17 protein-coding genes and 2 pseudogenes are annotated in these 18,766 nt (G+C 52.6%); 14 read left to right on the top strand and 5 right to left on the bottom strand.

The window, feature by feature from the left end; genetic code table 11:
- Nucleotides 1–4: 4 nt before the first annotated feature.
- The 6 genes from vqsM (at nucleotide 5) to HMPREF2581_RS02615 (ending at nucleotide 4,665) form a co-directional block, all read left to right on the top strand.
- On the top strand, nucleotides 5–982 hold the full coding sequence (vqsM, locus tag HMPREF2581_RS02640) for an HTH-type transcriptional regulator VqsM (protein ID WP_003131850.1): 978 nt from the start codon (nucleotides 5–7) through the stop codon (nucleotides 980–982).
- A gap of 34 nt (nucleotides 983–1,016) precedes the next feature.
- Nucleotides 1,017–1,517: a hypothetical protein gene (locus HMPREF2581_RS02635; RefSeq protein WP_003131852.1), complete on the top strand. Its 501-nt coding sequence runs from the start codon at nucleotides 1,017–1,019 to the stop codon at nucleotides 1,515–1,517.
- Nucleotides 1,518–1,560: 43 nt separating this feature from the next.
- Complete coding sequence (locus HMPREF2581_RS02630; protein ID WP_003139469.1) at nucleotides 1,561–1,977, top strand: hypothetical protein; 417 nt, start codon at nucleotides 1,561–1,563, stop codon at nucleotides 1,975–1,977.
- Nucleotides 1,978–2,225: 248 nt separating this feature from the next.
- Nucleotides 2,226–2,954 carry a hypothetical protein gene (locus tag HMPREF2581_RS02625; protein WP_003131854.1) on the top strand — a complete coding sequence of 243 codons (729 nt, stop codon included), beginning with the start codon at nucleotides 2,226–2,228 and terminating at the stop codon, nucleotides 2,952–2,954.
- Between the two features lie 32 nt (nucleotides 2,955–2,986).
- Entirely contained in the window at nucleotides 2,987–4,006 is a 1,020-nt protein-coding gene (locus HMPREF2581_RS02620) for a pesticin C-terminus-like muramidase (protein ID WP_003131856.1), read from the top strand.
- An 11-nt stretch (nucleotides 4,007–4,017) separates the two neighbouring features.
- The gene (locus tag HMPREF2581_RS02615; protein WP_003139470.1) at nucleotides 4,018–4,665 is read left to right on the top strand and encodes a DUF3218 family protein; all 648 of its coding nucleotides are present in this window, start codon (nucleotides 4,018–4,020) and stop codon (nucleotides 4,663–4,665) included.
- A 488-nt stretch (nucleotides 4,666–5,153) separates the two neighbouring features.
- On the opposite strand, the pseudogene HMPREF2581_RS32835 reads toward HMPREF2581_RS02615, so the two are convergent.
- Nucleotides 5,154–5,951, bottom strand: a pseudogene (locus HMPREF2581_RS32835) (ISNCY family transposase); the annotation flags it as partial.
- A gap of 226 nt (nucleotides 5,952–6,177) precedes the next feature.
- On the opposite strand from HMPREF2581_RS32835, the pseudogene HMPREF2581_RS33465 reads away from it, so the two are divergent.
- Nucleotides 6,178–6,479 (top strand): annotated as a pseudogene (locus HMPREF2581_RS33465) (hypothetical protein).
- Nucleotides 6,480–6,511: 32 nt separating this feature from the next.
- Here the strand turns inward: HMPREF2581_RS33465 and HMPREF2581_RS02600 are convergent.
- Nucleotides 6,512–6,733: a BPSL0761 family protein gene (locus tag HMPREF2581_RS02600; RefSeq protein WP_010792965.1), complete on the bottom strand. Its 222-nt coding sequence runs from the start codon at nucleotides 6,731–6,733 to the stop codon at nucleotides 6,512–6,514.
- 38 nt (nucleotides 6,734–6,771) lie between these two features.
- Nucleotides 6,772–7,773: a DNA-binding protein gene (locus tag HMPREF2581_RS02595; RefSeq protein ID WP_003111051.1), complete on the bottom strand. Its 1,002-nt coding sequence runs from the start codon at nucleotides 7,771–7,773 to the stop codon at nucleotides 6,772–6,774.
- A 105-nt stretch (nucleotides 7,774–7,878) separates the two neighbouring features.
- Here HMPREF2581_RS02595 and HMPREF2581_RS02590 point away from each other — a divergent pair, with 105 nt between their 5' ends.
- From HMPREF2581_RS02590 to HMPREF2581_RS02565, 7 genes are all read left to right on the top strand, one after another.
- The gene (locus HMPREF2581_RS02590; RefSeq protein WP_077488341.1) at nucleotides 7,879–8,925 is read left to right on the top strand and encodes a site-specific integrase; all 1,047 of its coding nucleotides are present in this window, start codon (nucleotides 7,879–7,881) and stop codon (nucleotides 8,923–8,925) included.
- 29 nt (nucleotides 8,926–8,954) lie between these two features.
- Complete coding sequence (locus HMPREF2581_RS02585; RefSeq protein WP_003111049.1) at nucleotides 8,955–9,698, top strand: DUF5131 family protein; 744 nt, start codon at nucleotides 8,955–8,957, stop codon at nucleotides 9,696–9,698.
- A 21-nt stretch (nucleotides 9,699–9,719) separates the two neighbouring features.
- Nucleotides 9,720–11,036: a three-Cys-motif partner protein TcmP gene (locus HMPREF2581_RS02580; RefSeq protein ID WP_003111048.1), complete on the top strand. Its 1,317-nt coding sequence runs from the start codon at nucleotides 9,720–9,722 to the stop codon at nucleotides 11,034–11,036.
- A gap of 411 nt (nucleotides 11,037–11,447) precedes the next feature.
- Nucleotides 11,448–12,857 carry a saccharopine dehydrogenase NADP-binding domain-containing protein gene (locus HMPREF2581_RS31545; RefSeq protein ID WP_003111047.1) on the top strand — a complete coding sequence of 470 codons (1,410 nt, stop codon included), beginning with the start codon at nucleotides 11,448–11,450 and terminating at the stop codon, nucleotides 12,855–12,857.
- A gap of 15 nt (nucleotides 12,858–12,872) precedes the next feature.
- Nucleotides 12,873–13,601: a hypothetical protein gene (locus HMPREF2581_RS02575; RefSeq protein WP_003111046.1), complete on the top strand. Its 729-nt coding sequence runs from the start codon at nucleotides 12,873–12,875 to the stop codon at nucleotides 13,599–13,601.
- Entirely contained in the window at nucleotides 13,598–14,503 is a 906-nt protein-coding gene (locus HMPREF2581_RS02570; protein WP_003111045.1) for an EamA family transporter, read from the top strand. The genes HMPREF2581_RS02575 and HMPREF2581_RS02570 overlap by 4 nt, the downstream gene beginning before the upstream one ends.
- Before the next feature lie 7 nt (nucleotides 14,504–14,510).
- Complete coding sequence (locus tag HMPREF2581_RS02565; RefSeq protein ID WP_003111044.1) at nucleotides 14,511–14,975, top strand: GNAT family N-acetyltransferase; 465 nt, start codon at nucleotides 14,511–14,513, stop codon at nucleotides 14,973–14,975.
- A gap of 179 nt (nucleotides 14,976–15,154) precedes the next feature.
- Here HMPREF2581_RS02565 and tnpC read toward each other — a convergent pair whose 3' ends face one another.
- Both tnpC and HMPREF2581_RS02555 read right to left on the bottom strand, forming a co-directional pair.
- Complete coding sequence (gene tnpC, locus HMPREF2581_RS02560; RefSeq protein WP_003111043.1) at nucleotides 15,155–15,517, bottom strand: Tn3 family transposase post-transcriptional regulator TnpC; 363 nt, start codon at nucleotides 15,515–15,517, stop codon at nucleotides 15,155–15,157.
- Entirely contained in the window at nucleotides 15,514–18,528 is a 3,015-nt protein-coding gene (locus HMPREF2581_RS02555) for a Tn3 family transposase (protein ID WP_023098965.1), read from the bottom strand. The genes tnpC and HMPREF2581_RS02555 overlap by 4 nt, the downstream gene beginning before the upstream one ends.
- Nucleotides 18,529–18,766 lie beyond the last annotated feature (238 nt).

Raw genomic sequence — 18,766 nt, 5'->3', positions numbered from 1 at the left:
AGACATGGTGACCGAACACATATTTGATTTTGAATGGCGCCCTCTGCAGAACTATCTTCGTGATCGAGATATCGCAATACCACCCTTTGCGGCAGATCAAGAGTCAAGAAGTGACGCACTTTACAACTGGATAGTTAGCAAGGGGTATTCAGGAAAAGAAGGACTGAATCTTGGTACTTATTACCATATATCTGATTATGGCGTGATAGGATTGGCGTTGCTATGCGCTGAGAACGTAGGTGATATTTTGAAAGTCATAAAGGCCTATGTCAAGTTGTTCAATCGTGATATAGCTAATGTTGACGTCAAGCCTAGGGAGAATTACGAAGTAGAAATCCATATTTCAGTTAACTTTAAGCCGGAGTGGAATGACGCATCCCGTCAGTTTCATGTAAATGTTATAGCCTCTGCAACCTACAAGCTCATTATGGACCTGTTAGGTAATGACTTTCCCATCTCTGCATTGACAGTACCTGTGCACGGCGCAGATAAAACAATCTATGAAGGTTTCTTTTCTTTGCCTGTGAAGCATGAAGGAAGTGACATAATATTTAGCTTTCCAGCTCATCAGTTGAATAGAACACTGGCGACTGCCAATCCGGCGGTATTTCAGTCAGCCCTGAATATGGCAGGTGAGAGTTTCAATGCTCTGTTGGAAGTAGAGATGGGAGGGCTCCGTCAGCGAATCGAGTTATTCCTTGAGTCCATACCAGATCAATACCCTAGCTTGGTGACTACCGCAAAGTATTTATGCATGAATGAGCGGACGGTAAGACGTCGCCTGGCGGACGAGGGATGCACTTATCGCCAGATTGTAGATAAGGCCCGCAAAGAACGAGCAATTGCACTGCTACTGAACTCATCTATACCAGTTGATCGTATTAGCGATATTCTGGGGTACTCGGAAACAGCGAGTTTTAGACATGCATTCAGACGTTGGACCGGGCAGTCTACTACAGAATTCAGAAACAGTTTCCACTGATCTATCTAGTTTGAGATTGGGCAAGGAGCATCTTATGAATTTCAATAATCGTAATAATCAGATTCTGTCTATGATTGCCGAGACTCAGTTCGATGCTTACGTTTTGGGCTATATTGCGAAGGCGCGGACAATCTCGATTGCTGATGATTCCCTTCGCATTGAGGCCGAAGGATCAGCAATGCTTGCTGGACTAATTAGCGACTCATGCAGGAAACGTCGAACTCAAAAGAATCCATTTCCATATTTGCTACTTCAGATCGCGCACGAAGCCTTGGATCGAACCAGGCTTAATCTCGCAAATGTTCGTAATATATCTAGCGCTGATGCATTGTATAAAGAGCTGCTTAGTCAGGCTGCGTGGGACGCCTCAGTTGCTATGGATAATATATCGGAATTTGTCGAGCCAGATCAGGGTAGCGTCGGAGTAATCGAGCGACTTGTCGAGTTTGCACATAATTCGGGTATTGCAGAAGGTCAAAACCTGGCGCTGGAAGCTCTTGCAGTTCTTGGCTTAGACGTCAAGAGCCATTTCTAGATACTAAAATAAAAGATTGCCTCTTTTTCAAGGAGGAAGAGCGTTGAGGATAGTTTGCCTATTGGTATTGCTGAGTCTGATCGGCGGCTGCTCCCATTCAGTCACTTTGCAGGAGCGAGCAGAGCAAGAGGCCATTTTTATCCAGGAATTCCGCCAGGAATTCGCCAAGAGGCTTCGTTACCCGCTGTTCGCACCGGGAGATGAGATCCCCGAGGCCGATGTTGTGGTGTTTTTCCGCTTCGCAAGCTCGTCGGGACGCATAAGCAGTTGCCGGGTACAGTACGGCGAGGGGAATGTTAAGAGCCGCAGTACGCTCGATGAAGTCTTCGCCAGGCGCGTGATAGCCACCTGCCGCGAGCCCGATCTACCGGTTGCTCCGCCCGCTCTGCTGGATGGTGGTGGAGGTTTCGGCTTCAAGCTGAGAGTGATGTTTCGCAAGGAAGTGGAACGTCCTAGGTGAGCAGCGTTCAGCGTCTAGGGTCGTTGCCGCAACTTTTTCCAGCTCATGCTCAATGACGTCTAAACTTTAGTGATGTTGAGAATGAAGTGCTGGTAAAACAGAATGACTCTTACAAGTCTGCTTGTGTTTTTTGGGAGGACTAGCCTGCTCGACGGAACTTATAGATCAGTCGATCTGACCAGCAAAAAAACAATCCTATATGGGATCACCCAGCGCCCCACCTAGCTGCTTTCATGCAGGGCATAAACATGAAGCTCAAAAGCATTAGCATTTTTGCCATACTCGCCCTTTGCTACAATATCACTCTTTGTGTCGCTGAAGAACCAAAGAGCTACTTCCCACCCGGGGATTACTATAGGACTGGAAATAGTGGGCTGCTGACGATATCTCCGTTATTCGAAGGACTTCAAAAGTTTCGGATACGAAGCACTGGACACAATGCCCATGCTTGCGGATTGAATGGAACTATAGAGTCAGATCATGTGCAGGTCGACGTCCGTGGCATCGGCGATATGTCGTGCGATGTCGTTTTCAAACTGAATGATGACAGAATTACCATAGAGAAAGGAGTCGCAAGTAGGGACTGTCAGGGCTTCTGCGGGGCGGCAGCAGGTTTTACTGGCACGTATTGGAAGCCTTCCCCAATCTGCGAGCCCGCCTCTATAAAATTCAACGACAAGCAAGTGAAGAAAGCACTGAAGAATAACGAGACAGAGAAGGCCTACTGGATTTCTCGAAAACTGATAACAGAGTGTAGGGACATGTTTGAAGGTTTTGGTTATCTCTCTCGTGTTTTTCATACGGCACATCTCTCCTTGTCTGCCAAAAACCACCAATGCAAGAAGATACTAGAGAAGGGCAGCTTCTTCAGAGACCTGAAGCGAGAGTATTTGCCGGAAAAAATGCAAAATGAATATGACAAGTATTCTACTGAGTTCAATCGTCTAGAAAGCGAGTGCGAACAATCAATGAAATAACAAATTGGCTTCACTAAGCAGAGGAGACTAAGGTGGATAGAGAATTGGATCAGCCCCTTCAGCGCAATCTGGAGCGGCTATACAATTACCTAGAAAATCCAGAACGAGAGGAGGCACAGCGTGTTCTGCTCGCAGCGGAACCAGAGCCGATCCGAATTACTCACGGAATTCCTGACCTCTATACCGACTGGCTGTCATCCCCCAGCTACTCAGCACAAGGTGGGTTGACGGGGCAACTGACGCAGGTCATAAGCCAGACTGCCGGGCGGCCCGTTCTAGTGTTCGACGACTACTTCAAGGTTCATGAGGTCACTATTCGTACGGTCGCCGAAACCGGAGGAGCCAACAGTATTTCGGTGAGCGACCTCCAGGTGCAATTGAACCAGCAGATCAATACCTTTATCCAAGACCGCATCGATGGTGACAAAGCCGATAAGGTCAGCCGCCTCCAGTCCAATATTTCCTATCTGATTGAAATGGGTATTAATATCGATTTCACCGCCCGTCATGAGCTTCCACCTGGTGGGCGAGGCAACAGAGCTACTATTCCGACCTCTGACCCCAACGGTGAATCAGGTGTAACGATTGGCTATGGCTTCGATGTCGGCCAGCACGATGAATCCGGCATTCAGGCTCTGAACATCGCTGAATCCACGCGCAAAAAAATTCGCCCCGCCCTCGGCTTGAAAGGAGCGAACACCGCGACCTTCCAGGCATTAGCCCAACTCATCCCGGTACTCACAGATGAAGACGGGCTGTCCCTCTTTACCGCCAAGATGATCAAGGTCACTGATCGGATGAAGGTGAAGTTCCAGCAGTGGAGCACCTTACCTCCGGCGGTCAAAACCATAGTGACAGACCTGTATTACCACTATGGTGAGTATTCCTCGTTCCCAAACTTTGAGACTGCTATTTCTCAGAGCGACTGGCCAGCCGCCATTAGGGAGTTGAGGAACTGGAATGGTACTCCCAACAGTACCGATCCGAGCGATGGCATAGCCAGGCGATTGAACAATCGCGCGGACTATCTCCAACGATCCCTGGGACTCTAGAGGAGGCAACCATGGCCGAGATCAATATCTACCAGAACCCTGGTCAATCCCTGGCTAATATCTATAAGGGTTTTGCCCGTCAATGCAATCCTGGCTTTGTCTTCCCCGAAGCACAGACTATAGAGGCATGGGACATTCCGCTGAAGCTACACCCGGAATTCGTCCCGGGCGGAGACATCAGCAAAGCGGACCAGCAGTATTCGACGTTGCTTGCCCAAGAACTAGCCAACGGCGTAACCATTGGTTTCAGGATGGTCAATGAAAAGGAACGTGTTTGCAACGGTGAGATACTTCCTTTGCTCACCTCCATGGCGCAGAATCTTGATAGAATAAAGGCTCGCTTCGGCAGCGGATATCTTGACCGCTTCAAGGGCAGCCCGAACGTCTATCCAACCGACGTTGGTCTATCTCCGGACGCCTCCGGAGGCATTTCGCAGGAGTCCGGGCTGCTGGTTTCCTACGGTGTGAACCTGCGGACACTGGCTCCAGGCACTTGGCAGGCAATGACGCTCCCCGAGGATATTAAGACGTTGGTAGGGCCTGGTGTTGGCCTACGTCTGGACGCGCCAAATTTCAGCGACGTATTCAATACGATCAAATCGGGCCTCCGCTATACGACCGCAGTAGCCTTGCTGCTGGCCTATTTTGCAGCGATCTAATGTTATCTGGCCCTCTCCTTCGATAAAGAGGGCTAGATAAAAATTATCACACCCGGTAAATAATATGTAGATACCATAGCCCTTGATTCCGGAACTCGGAGAAGCGTTACTCCACACTGTCAGGTGTTGGAAAAACTCAGCTGGTTGGCCCGCAGCGCTATTTGTAGCGGTTTGCAAACGAAAGTCGCTACACTTATCGAACTATTTTTCTAGAAACCTGTCGACTCCCCACATGGGGAAATTCGTGTCACAGTTATAACTCCACGCTATACGTGTGGATGCCCAAACGATTTGCGTACCGATTAAGCGAGTCCAGTGATCCAAGTACGCGCACAAGTTCACCTCGAGAACGTAGCGGGTAATATTGACCGTCGGGACTGTAGCGCACTTGGAGCTGCCAACCGTGGCCGGAAGGCGCCGGAATAGCACGTAAGTACCGCGCAGCTCCGGCAACCACTAGTATCTTCAGTGCCTCGGCGCTGATTGACTCACGCATGGCGACTTCGCCTCGATGGTGGCGTGTTATCCAGGGCGGCGGCGATATCTTCCGGCATCAGTTCTCGCTGCGCCTTCTTCGACAGCATCTTGCCTTGCGTTGACTGCCGCGGATTTCCCGGTACCGATTGCGAGCGCCGACTGTCGCGCTGCGCTTGGACGAGCTGGGCGACTTGCAGCACATGACCCAAGCGCTTGTTCTCGACGATGGCACCCTGGTCTATCTCGCAGAGTTTGTCGTAGGTGGTAAAGGGGAGGGCGGTGCCGTCCACCCTGGGCTCGATGCGGCCATCCGGGTAGTGGTAGATCTCGACATGATCACCCGCCAGGCGACGGGACTGCGGAGTGTCCGCTAGCAGATACAGCACCTTGTCGTACTGCACGGTCAACCGCTGCGAAACTCGCCGCGCTTCTCGCCAGGCGAAGATCAGATCCAAATCTTCATCACTGTGCAGCGGGCGATGGCAGTCATGCTCAGAGCGCGGCGGCTTGGCAAAACGCGCGTTGTAGCTGGCCATAAAGTGGGCTGCAAAGGCATTGGCGTCGGGCATGTTGCTGATTCCGCGAAGCCGCAGCTCCTTGACCAGGCGATCCTGCAGAGTGAGGTTCGCACGCTCCACACGACCTTTGGCCTGGCTGCTGTTGGCGCAAATGCTCTCGATGTTCAACTCGTACATCGCTCGGCCGAACTGGGTATAGCCGTCGCCGCCCTGAGGCGCCTTATGGTTACTGCGGAACACGCTGGCTTTGTCGCTGTAGAAGGCCAGCGGCTTTCCATGCCGCTCCAGGTAGGGGGCATGCCGAGATAAGGGGGAAATTCATTCATTTGGTCTGTAAGTAGCTGTTTTTGATCATGAAAGCCCTAGGGCGATGATCGCATTAACCACACCCGCCTCTATCTTGTGCTGCGAACTCCATTCCCATCCGCCGACAGCGTTTTTGATCCGCTCGTAGCGCAGAAACGACTTTGAGGCTTTTGGATGGCCCTTTCCTCAACCGTCGCAGGAGGTACTGATCATGGAGCACACTGCCGCTCAACCGGTTGAAACGGTCGTAGACATTACCTGTGATGTTTGCCGCCAGAGCACTAGCGTTGAAGGTTATGGTCAACAGTTTGGAACCCTTCAGGCACACTGGGGGTATGGCTCCAAGCATGATGGCGAGCGCTACAAGGTTCATCTTTGCGAGCTTTGGTTTTCCGCACACTAAGCGGCCTACGTCGCGAGCGCATGGTCAACGCCATGTTCGACGAGGAGCCTGATTCCACGAAGGATGAGTTCGGCCTGGTGCGGCGTGACGAATTCTGGGGCGATGGCTGAGCCTGAGCGCAGATATCAGGAGTGGTAGCCGTTCAGTCTTCAATCGAAGAGCTGAAGACAGGCTCGAAAATCGAACCCGCCGCTTGCTCCTCATTCCGGCCGGCCTGCAGCATGTCGCCCTTGCTCGGGTAGTGACACAGCAGCCGCCGAGCCTCATTGCGGATGGACTCCGACAAGGTGGTGTCACGAGAGAGCTCGACGAGAAACTCCTGGGCCTGCACCACCGAGCGGGTACGTTCGTAGGGTAGCGTCATCTGAACCTCCACTCCGCTTCTGACCTCAGTGTGCTGGATCATGAGCTACTTGCGCCACCGCTGCTCGTGGGCGGTGCCTGCCCGAGCAATTTCAGTTGCGCGGTGGCTTTAGCCAGACGCTCCTGCAGGCTCTGGGTTTGCTGTGCCTGAATCGAGGAGGCTTCACCAAGCCGGGTCACCTCATCCTGCAGAGCGTGGCAGCGCTGCTCCAGGGCTTCATTCGTACGTTCAATGCTGGTCAGCGTGTTCTGGGCGACCTCCAGAGCCTGAGCCTTCTGCGTCAGTAGCTTCTGCTGCGCATGCTGATCCTTCTGCTGCTGCCGCGCCTCGGCAAGCAGGCGCGCATTGTCGCGGTTCAGGTGGGTCAGCTCGTCCTGCTTGACGATCAGGGTCTGCTGTAGCTGTCGCAGTTCCAGTTGCAGTTGTTGTACCTGCGACTCGTGCCGGCGCTGCTCTTGCTCACGCTGCTCCTTGCTGGCCTGGCGATAGTGCTCTAGGGCATCACGGGCATGCTGATGCTTGTCCTCCAGCGAGCGAATCTGCCCGTCGCGGTCTTGCAGGCGCGCTTCCTGGTCGTGGTTGGCTTGCTGCAGGCGGGCATTCTCGACCTCGGCCTGTTGGCGCAGCTGTTGTTCCTGCAGCAGTGCTTGCTGGGCAGCCTGGAACTGCTCCGTGAGCCCAGCGCACTGACCTTCCAGCTGCTGGATACGGCTTTCGGCCTGCCGAATCTGGTTCTGGTAATCGAGTCGTTCCCGTGCCAGTTGCTCGCGCTCCTGGGCCACGTCGGCCTGCGCTTCCTCCTTGAGCTGATCCGCCAACTGGGCCACCAGGTTGGCCAGCTGCTCGCTGAGCGGCAATGCGGCCGCGTTCCGGCCGCGGTCGGCGTCTTCGAGTTCTTTCAGGTAGCGATGGATGGTGGTTTTCGAGCCGGTATTGCCCAGCTCGACCCGTATTGCGTCGATGCTGGGATTCTCACCCCGCGCCAGGATGGCCTGGCGGGCTTTCTGAACCAGCGCCTTGTTGATGCCGCCGCGGGCCATGGTCTGCTCCTACGATTTCATAATGGATTACATACCATGTATTTACATACTAAATTGTCATGAAGTAAAGCAGGATTTGAAGGCTTGTTTCAGATAAAATAACCGATGATTATTCAATATGATTGGCAAAAACGGCTGCTTCGCGGTCGTTTCCCAGTACACAAAGGGCACGCACGGGCGATGAAGGACGTCGAGCGCTACCTGCAAGCCGGCACGCGGGAAAACACCCGGCGTAGCTACCAGTCGGCCGTCGAACATTTCGAGGTGACCTGGGGCGGCTTCTTGCCGGCCACGAGTGACTCCATCGTGCGTTACCTGGTGGACTACGCCGACACGCTGAGCCTCAACACGCTAAAGCAGCGCCTCGCCGCCCTCGCGCAGTGGCATATCAGGCACGGCTTCCCCGATCCCACCAAGACCCCGACCGTACACCAGGTACTGAAGGGAATTCGCACCCTGCACCCGAGCCAGACAAAGCAGGCCGCGCCGCTGCAATTACAGCATCTGGAGCATGCGGTTGAGTGGTTGGAGCAGGAGGCTATGTGTCTGTTTCAAGCCGAAGACCTGGCGGGATATTTGCGCTGTCGGCGGGATACGGCATTGCTACTAATCGGCTTCTGGCGAGGCTTTCGTAGCGATGAACTGTGCCGCTTGCAGGTGGAGCACATTCAAGCCGAAGCCGGTGCTGGCATGACGCTGTTTTTGCCTTGGAGCAAGGGTGACCGGGACAACCTTGGCACCACTCACTACGTACCTGCGCTGAGGCGGCTGTGCCCAGTACAGGCCTATCTCGACTGGATCGGTGCAGCAGGGATTGCTCGAGGGATGGTTTTTCGTCGGCTGGACCGTTGGGGCAACTTGAACGAGGCTGGCTTGAATCCTGGCAGTCTGATCGTCCTACTGCGGCAGATACTCCAGCGTGCGGGGATCCAGGCTGACCTTTATACCAGCCACTCATTGCGTCGAGGCTTCGCCACCTGGGCCACGGCCAATGGCTGGGACATTAAGGCGTTAATGACCTACGTGGGGTGGAAGGACATCAAATCGGCGATGCGCTACATCGACCCTGCCATCTCCTTTGGCGGCCTCGCTGCGAGGCCTGCTCTCGAACTAAATGCCAGCACTTTGACTCAAGTGCCAGCTTCTCACTAACATCGACGCACGACAGGAGTGACGGTGCAATGAGTACGCAGACCAGCATCGAATGGACGGAAATGACCTGGAACCCGGTGGTGGGTTGCACCAAGGTGTCGCCGGGCTGCAAACACTGCTATGCCGAGAACATGGCGCGTCGCTTGCAGGCCATGGGCACGCCCGGCTACGAGAACGGCTTTCGCCTCAGCCTGCGCCCAGAGAAACTGCAGGAGCCTCTGCAGCGCAAGAAGCCGACCATCTACTTTGTCAATTCCATGTCTGACCTGTTCCATGAGCAGGTGCCGGACACCTACATCGACCAGGTGTTCGCGGTTATCCACCAGGCCTCACAGCACACCTTCCAGATCCTCACTAAGCGGGCCGAGCGCCTGGCCGACTATTTCAGCCAGCGCACACCGCCGGCCAACGCTTGGCTGGGGGTCTCGGTCGAGGACCGGGAGTACGGCGTGCCCAGAATCGACTGCCTGCGTGGCATCAACGCCGCGATCCGTTTCCTCTCCGCGGAACCCTTACTAGAAGACTTGGGTGAACTGAACCTGACTGACATCCATTGGGTCATCGTCGGCGGCGAGTCCGGCGCCAAGGCCCGGCCAATGAAGCAGGAGTGGGTGGATAACATCCACCGCCAGTGCGATGCCTTTGGCGCTGCTTTCTTTTTCAAACAATGGGGCGGCTGGGGCTCCGATGGCGTGAAGCGTTCAAAGAAAGCTAATGGCCGGCTGCTGAAGGGCCAGACCTGGGATGAAATTCCGCTGCTGACCCTCGCCTGATACCAAAACAAGGACGACCCGATGGCCAAGGATGACGAGAAGTACCGCTGGGACTGGGCAACCCAAACCTTTCCCACCATCGATCCACACAGCAAGATCAAGCACCAGATCATCGACGACTACATCCAGGCCTACATCGATGTCCTGATGCGGAATCAGCAAATGCCACTGCTTGGCCTATCAATTGTCGATGGCTTCAGCGGTGGAGGTATATATAACGACAGCGCAGGCGGTCACCACTTCGGCTCCCCGGTGATCGCCCTGGAAGCAATCCAGGAGTCGGAAGTGCGCAACAACGTGGGGCGCATCAAGCATCGACCGATCTGCTCGCAGCATCACTTTGTGGATGTGAAGCCGAAGAATACTGCTTGCTTGCACGCCGTCCTGGCCAGCCGCGGACATCAGGCCCGCATTGGACAGGACATTCACCTGCATACCGCCGAGTTCACCAAAGCTCTTCCGGCCATTGCGCAAAGCCTCAAGGCCTTTGGAAAAAGCGAGCGCGTTCTGTTTCTGCTCGATCAGTACGGCTACGGCGACGTGCCATTCGGCCAGATCAAATGGATCTTCCAGCACCTCAGCAATGCTGAGGTCCTGCTGACCTTCAATGTCGACTTTCTAATCACGTACTTAGCGGACCGCCACGCCAACCGCAAGGCTATTGCCAGTATCGGTCTAGAACAGTATGTCCCCTGGGAACAGCTACGGCACTTAAAAGCACATAGCTCCCAGGATTGGCAGTACCTGATCCAGCGCTATCTGTCGGACGGGATCAAGCAGGAAAGCGGCGCGCAGTTCATGACGGTGTTCTTCATTCGCCCACACGGCACCAACCCCATGGCCTACTGGTTCATCCACCTGGCGAACAGCTACCGCGCCAACGACGTGATGAAAGCCATACACTGGAAGTACGGCAACAATTTCTCCCACCTGTTATCACCGTCCTGCTTCTTTGGTTACGACGCTAACCGGGATGTGGGGGTGACCGGCCAGCCGGACCTACTCTGCGAAGGAGAACACCAGTTCGACCAAGTGACTGATACCCGGATTCGTGGGGAACTGTCCGAGCTGCTACCCAAACAGGTATTCGAAGTCGAGCGTCGTCCCTTCATCCAGCTCATGACGGAGCTCACCAACTTCACCATGGCAGACGAAAGTCGCGTGAAGCTGGCCCTGGATGTCGCGGTGGCCAACGGCGATATCCAGGCAGTGGACAAGGAAGGCAAGAGCAGGCGGCGCAAAGGCACGAGCATCAAGTCCACCGATATCCTGATCGCGCCGCCGCAGAAGACGTTTTTCTTCTTTCCCCAACAGAAGAAGACGTCCAGGGACACATGACCATCAACACCGCTGCCGCCAACAGTGTTAGATCTGATCCTGGCCTTGTCGACCGAAACGCTGGTCAAGCGCTCCACTGCGGTTAAGGCCTGGCCCCTTCTCTGGGCCTGGCTGCCAGTCTTGATTGCAAGCTCCAACGAGTGCGGCGATAAGAAGGGAGTTTCAAGCGGGCAAGCCCAAAAACTGCATAGTGCGTGATGTGCAAGTGAAAATCATTGTCACTTGCCACGGAGCTGACTAAAACCTGCCCAGTTGGCACCTCCCTCCCCGAAGTTAACTATCGATTAAGTATTTGATTTAAAAAGAAAATATAGGCGATCCAGAAAAATAATTTGACATGCCAGCCAAGTTCAAAGTAGACATGCAGGCATAGGGAAACAGATTTTCATAATAGACAGTAAGGATGCTTGAATGGATTTTTCAATTAATCCCCCCCAGCGAATTGTCTTTGTGGGACTAGGAACGATTGCCCAGTCCTTCCTTCCTCTCCTTTCTAAGGTTCACGACTTATCTACTTTAGAAATCTACGCGATCGATCCAAAAACACCACCGCTTATTGAGTACTTTGCTAACAGTTTTGGCTTAAAATTTATCAACTCTGCAATTGATCAAATCAACTATCGCGACATTCTTGTGCCGATTCTTGGTGAAGGGACGGTTCTAATAAATCTATCAACCGATGTCTCAAGTCTTGCCCTGATAGAATTATGCCGCTCCGCAGGGGCTCTTTATTTAGACACATGCATTGAGCCGTGGAAGGGCGGATATGATGACCCAACCATACCACTGCATAAGCGAACTAACTATCACTTAAGAGAACAAATGCTGTCTCTGAAAAAGAGGCTAGGCTCAGGGGTGACGGCTCTCGTGGCGCATGGCGCGAATCCTGGGTTGGTATCCCACTTCGTTAAACGTGCTCTTTTAGATTTAGCGGAAGAGATATTGGGTGATTGTAAAAAGCCCTCTAATAAAGAGCAGTGGGCTATCCTAAGCCAAAGATTGGGTGTCAAAGTAATCCATGTCGCAGAGTACGACTCGCAAATTTCTCAGAAATCTAGGGAGAGGGGTGAGTTCGTAAATACTTGGTCAGTGCATGGGTTCATAAGTGAGTCGCAACAACCGGCAGAGTTGGGCTGGGGAAGTCACGAGCGAAGTCTACCCACGGATGCGTCAATGCATACAGATGGATGCGGAGCAGCAATCTATATTGAGAAGCCAGGGGCCTCTGTTAGAGTTAAGACATGGACGCCATTTAACGGCCCTAGCTTAGGTTATTTGGTAACTCATCACGAGGCAATTTCAATTGCTGACTTTTTGACGCTCAGAACTGCCGATGAGACATATAGACCAACTGTCCATTATGCCTATCGCCCAAGCGATGAAGCAATTCTCTCTGTACATGAATGGTTCGGCAATGATTGCATGACTCCAGAAAAGACAAAAGTACTTCGTCCTGGTGATATCTTGTCGGGTTCTGATTACCTCGGTGTTCTTCTTATGGGGCACGAAAAATCTAGTTATTGGTATGGATCTATCTTAAGCATCGAAAAGGCCAAGGAACTTGCCACTCTCAACACTGCAACAACGTTACAGGTAGCAGCCGGAGTTCTTTCCGGTTACTTATGGATCCTGAGCCATCCGTCGGCAGGAATAATTGAAGCCGAAGACATGGATCATGAAGTGGCACTATCTTATATTTCACAGTATCTAGGCGAACTAAAAGGGGTTTATTCGGACTGGAATCCTACCAAAAACAACCCAGGCACCTTTTCGGCCATAGATAGCGACTCTCCCTGGCTGTTCTCAAATTTTGTCCTCTGAACAAGGAGCGTTCAAGTGTCAAATGTTAAGTCGGGTATTGGTCTTAAAAGCTACGAATGGTCATCCCTGGAGTTGCTGAAGGGTTTGTCAATTGAACAGATAAAGTCGAATCCCTCAAAGCTCGAGGAGCGTCGGCCTTTCTTTTGGCATGACATGAGCTCTGAATTTGATTCAATAAACTTCTTGCGCTACTTGTTTGGCCGTCGCGACATTCAATTTAGCAATGAATTTATCGAGTTCGTATGCCTGTGGCATCTCGATGAGCAAAATCATTATCGCGGACTGAGAAAGATTAATAGCGTACTTTACTCCATGCCGGAAGACATGATTGATCGCGAGATTAGATCGAACTCTCCGGACTTTTCTCATATCGAAGACTTCATGAAGGATGAATTCACAATTCTTCTCTCTATCGCATTTGATGAAGTGACCAGCACAAGAGCCTACAAGCAAGATGTAAGCTTCTTTGACTCGTTTGAAAACGAGTCTCTTTCAACCTGGATTAGATATGCTGCCCGTGATGAGGCAGCCCATTACGGTAATGCAATGAAAATTCTTCGCCTTAATCACTCTCATCGCTTTGATGAGGTTGAGGCGATTCTAGACAAGATTGTGGAATTCGAAACTTCAGAGAGCTTCGACTATCAGCGAACCTTTATATTTGACCATGACACCGACGACTTTTCTCATGTTTTATTGAAGGATAGTCGCGATACCATATTAGAGGTACTTCGAGGAAAATGACCTGGTTAGTTATGGCACTTATGGCTCCACTGCTGTGGAGCCTTTCAAATATCCTGGACAAGCTGGCAGTGATCCATCATGCGAATCACTGGACTACATTTATATTTCTCCTGAGCATTGGAAATCTTCTTTATTCTGCGCTGATTTTTCTTCTCTTTACACCATCTGACTTTGACACAACCTCAGCGCTTCTGAACCTGCTGTCAGGATTATGCATTTTTGGAATGTATTTCCTATACGCAATGCCGCTGAAGTCGGTCGATATCTCTACTGCGATTGCGCTTCATCAGTTAACTCCTTTGCTGGTGCTTGTCGTATCGATCCTCTTGCTTGGTTATTCGCCAACAGGGATTGAGCTGCTCGGCATTGCCTTGGTTTTTGTCGGGGTTTACTTTGCTGTGGCAATCGGCAAAGGGAGACCAGGCTCGATAAGTTTATCAGCAGTATTGCTTCTAATAGGTTCAGCAGTTTTTGGGGCGGTGGCTACGCTACTATACGATCACCTGCTCCTGAGTCACAGCCTGCCCTCGGTTCTTATGTTTAACTATGCAGGCTACGGTCTTGGCGGGACTCTGATGCTGCTGGTTCCGAAATGGCGCCATTCCATCGCAAAGGATGTCTCCGAAATGCCACCAAAGGGCTGGGCGGTGTATGCGCTGAGCAATCTCTTCGACGCCGGTGGATACGCGCTTTTTATTGGCGCATTATCTGCTGGTGGAAACGTTGCGGTGGTCTCGGTTTTGGTCAGTCTTCACCCGGTATATGTGCTAGCCTTAAGTCATTGGCTAGCAATAGTTAACCCAAAGATACTCAGCGAAAACTTTAGCTCGTCGGACGCATATAAGCGCATGAGCGCCATAGTCGTAATCGTTGCCGGCGTAATAATGATGACCAAGATCTGAAGATGCCATGAGCAAAAATTCAAATATCAAGTTGATCTCAGCCTCAATAGATGATGAGCTCTTACTCGTGGAGCTAATGAAAAAATACCACCTATACGATGGTATTGAGATGACTGACGAAGACAGGCTGGCTGCACTTCGCCCTCTCTTGTCATCTTCAGAAAAGGGCAACGTTTGGATTATTTGTCTTGGCAGCAAGCAGATTGGATATATTGCTACTTGCAATTGCTACAGTATCGAGTTCAGGGGGATTGAGGTCTGGATTGATGAATTTTATATCGATGAACAGTGCCGAGGACAGGGATTTGGCAGTGAGATTCTAGAAAAGGTCAAGTCCTTCTTGAAGTCTCAAGGTGCCGCAATAGTTCATCTAGAAGTGGACGAAAATAATCCTAAAGCAGTAAGCTTTTATAAGAAGTCAGGTTTCGAATTTCGCGAGCGATTCGTTATGATGAGTCATAGTCTCAAGTAAAGATATACATTTTGAGTGGTACCTATGATTACGCAGCCCCTTGTCAAATTGGCTGCTGAACTGGTCGACGTTCGGGCAATGCCGGCGTTTCTTTGTCGTGATCGCTCAGCGGCTACCGAATCGCTAGGTCACTGATCAAGCCGGGCTGATTCCGGCTCGGCTTGATACGGTTTAACGAGCTACTGCTGATGCTCAGGCTCAAGACTGGTCAAGGGAGTTAGGAAGCCCTGAGCGGAGCGAATCCACGTCGCCAGCGCTTCTAGGCCCAACTGCACAGATTCTGCTTCAGCCCAGATACACGCGTTCTCGGTGGGTGCAGCCGGGGCAGTCCCCTCGACGATAGTCAGTGCCATTGCGTGCAATTTCAGCAGTTCGTCACGCAAGGCGGTGATACCACCCATTTCCGAGAGGCATGCATCCAGACCTTCAACTAGCCGTAGAAGTTGGGATGTATCGAATCCGGCTCGCATTCTGTCCAGTGCTGCGATGTCCACCTCACCGTAGGGTGTGACTCGAAAAGACGCTGACGCAATCTCGATCATATTGCCTCCTCGGCCGCGGCCTTACTGGTCGAGTTGACTCGCAACGAGCCGGCAGCCTGTTGGAATACCGAATCCTTGATCCAGGGCTCCGGCGGTCGGTTGAGCTTAAGGTTGAACTCGCCGAAACGCTTGACGTTACTGGTCAGGTAGGGGCTAAGAAAGGACACGTCCTCATCGGTAAACTGCCACCCTTCGCGGGCTAGTTTCTGCAAGATGCGCATCATGTCCACGGTGTTCTGCAGAATCACCGACGAAGCCACCATGTCGTTGTAACGCAGACGTTTCTGCTGCTCGTCCGGATCGTTTTCGGCAATTACATCGCCGCCGAAAGAGAGCCACTTGGAGAAGCCGTTGTAGGACTCGATCTTGTTGGTGTTCGCAGTGACCTCCTGGCGCAGCTCTCGGCTGCCAATCCAATTGAGCAGGAAAATCGTGCGGATAACACTGCCCAGCGTCTGTGCTGCGAGGTAGAGCTTGTTGCGCCGGCTGTAAGAGCCAAGTTTACGTAGCAGCATGGGCGAGGAAATCTTGCCGGCCTGGATCGACAGCGCAATCTGCATCAGATCCTGCCAGTGAGTTTCGATCAGGTGCCAGTCGGCAGTGTCGGTGAACAGTCGGTTTATGTGCTTGTACGATACGCCTCGATCCGGTCGGCACATCACTAGGTCGCGCCAGTTGCGGATACGCGGCATCAGATTGATACCCAGGAGATGAGTGAAGGCGAATACTGTGGCCGACTGGCCCTGGGTGTCGGAGTAGACCGTATCGGGCTCGACGCTAAGGCTGACTTTGAGCAGTCCCTCTATCACATAGATCGCCTCCCAGATGCCTGGCGGGATGAAGTGCTGGAACACTGCAATGTAGTTGTTGGCCACGTGTCGGTACGCCACGGCCCCCATCTTGCGATAGCGGAAGTGGTAGCCGGCCAGTAGGTTGTCGTCATAGAAGTCGAACTGGGTACCGTCTGCGGCCACTGCTTTGCCATCGCCCCAAAGCTTGGGCAGGTCAAGTTGCAGATAGAGCTCCACCAACTCGCGATTAGCCTTGTCCAGTTTCTCCAGCGAGAGGTGGCGGCGATTGGTATAGGACAGCATATGCGGTGTGACATTACCGGCCAGATGCCGCGCGGCCTGGCTGGGGCCGAGGTTGCAACCCATGGCGAAGATCGTCATCAGGTAGCGCTCGGCCGGCTCTTTGAGCTTTGGCTCGTTGCCGGACATCGGTCCGAAATGCCGCGTGAACTGAATCCAGTGCTCAATGTTGGCCATAATGTCCAGCACGTGCCTGGCTGGCATACGCTGCATAAGCGCCGTCTGTAGCGAGATGGCTGAAGGCGGGATGTCCCGCGCCATCACCCGCCGCAGTACCGGCTCGCCTGCATCGTTGATCGACACATCCCCTCGACAGGAAGGGAACTTGTCATCTAACTGTTGCGCGGTTTCCTCCAACTGGCTCTTGAGCGAGGCGACAAACTCCTTCGCTGTGGTAGGAAGGCCCACCTTCTCGCAGTATGCCGGTAGCCGCTGGAGACACTCTTCCCAAGGCAGCAACTGTTTACGGTAGTCGGCGAAGGATTCCGATCCCTGCACGCACAGATCACCCGAGCGCAGTTCACTGGCCAGGTAGGAGAACACGCAGACCTCCAGATAACGTCGGTTGGTAGGCGGCCCTTCACTGGTAGGGCGACGCACGATCTTCACCCAGCGATCTGATGCAAACGACAAGTCGACATGCTCATCGATCCATTCACTGTGCAGATTCTCACTGTCCTGAATGAGCTGAAGCGCCTGGATAAGTGAGCGATCCTGGGTGGTGGGCTCCAACTGGAGAAGGTGGCTGAGGCGAAACAGCAGTGAACGATGGGACTTGAAGTGCCTCCAGATCAGCGGCAAGTAGTTATTACCTCCTGTGGCCTGAACTTCAGCACAAACCTCTCGCAACCGATCCATGTTGCCATCGGGGGAGAGGTATTCTCGAATCAGGCTACCAGCCTCCTGGTCATCCGGCTCTTGAACCAGAATCTGCACCACGCCGTCCAGGGTGGCCGCCAGTTGTTCCAACTTCTGACGTTGACGTGCCTGGATTTGCTCCAGCTCCTCCTTGGCGCGTTTGTGGATCGTGGAGATTCTTCGGATGAACATCTCGGCCAGGTGATCTCGGGTTCGCACCCGCATACGGTAGATCAAAGCAAGCATCAGCGTGTAACGCTTCGGCAGCGAGCAGTCCTTCAGTTCAGATACATCCGACGCCGCAGCTTGGGCAGCAAAGTGGCGAATTTTCGTATCGACGATCCCATCAAAAATGGCATCCAGTTTCCCGAAACTCTCTAGCCAGGCTAGGTGGTCGATCAGTACCTCCAGATGCTTGCGCGAGGGTTTCTTGGGTGCCTGTTTGAGTGTGTTGAAGTCACTCTGCCGACGCCCGAAGTCCGTGTCGAGAAGATCCCTTAGCTTATAGATCACCTTGATTGGAGCTCTGGCTACCACAAGGTTGAAGATTTTCTCTTGTGCTTCTGCACGAGCGGCTTCTGCTAGGTCATTCAAGGTCGAATAGGCGGGCAGCTCGTAGTTTTGGCGCAGCAACTCGTCAATGATCGCATTAATAATGTCAGCGCGCTGTTCGAGGAGGGGAGCCATCAACTGTGCATGCGTGGATGCTATGTCTTGACCATCCGAGCCGTAGAACGGTCGAACCCCAAGTTTTTCCCGAACGGCACTCATATGGCGGTAAAGCTGCATCCACTTGTAGGGTGATAGCGCAACCTTGCTGCGTAGACCTATTTGTGTGCGGATGAAATCGACAACTGGCTCCGGCACTTCAGCGATTTCTGGAAAGTATCGGAGTACCTGAAAAGTCTTGAACAGAACAGCGAGATTCAGTCGGAATGCTGCATTAGAGCGACTTTTGACCCACGTGACTTCTTCCTCGGAGAAGCTGAATTCACGCTGAAGCTCGGCCCTCGAATAGGAGCGCGACAATACAGGGTAGGCGGTACGTTCGAGGGATGCCATGTGTCACTCCTTTCCTTGAACCAGACGGAAAAGATAGACCATGAGTTGCAAGCCAGCGCTTGCCGGATAGAAAGCCTTTCAGAGCAATGGCTTACATTCCAAATGAATGAATTTTCCCCTTATCTCGGCATGACCCCTAGACGCCGATTTGGGACATTTCTATTTGGCTAGATCGAGACATTACTATTTGGCCTTAACACTCTTGCTTCGCATAATGCTCGGCCTTATGTTGAGCGCC

Origin of the sequence: Pseudomonas sp. HMSC057H01 (assembly GCF_001836405.1) — a bacterium.
Lineage (GTDB): Bacteria > Pseudomonadota > Gammaproteobacteria > Pseudomonadales > Pseudomonadaceae > Pseudomonas > Pseudomonas aeruginosa.
Note: the sequence above shows the minus strand (reverse complement) of the source record. Positions and strands in the feature narration are given on the sequence as shown.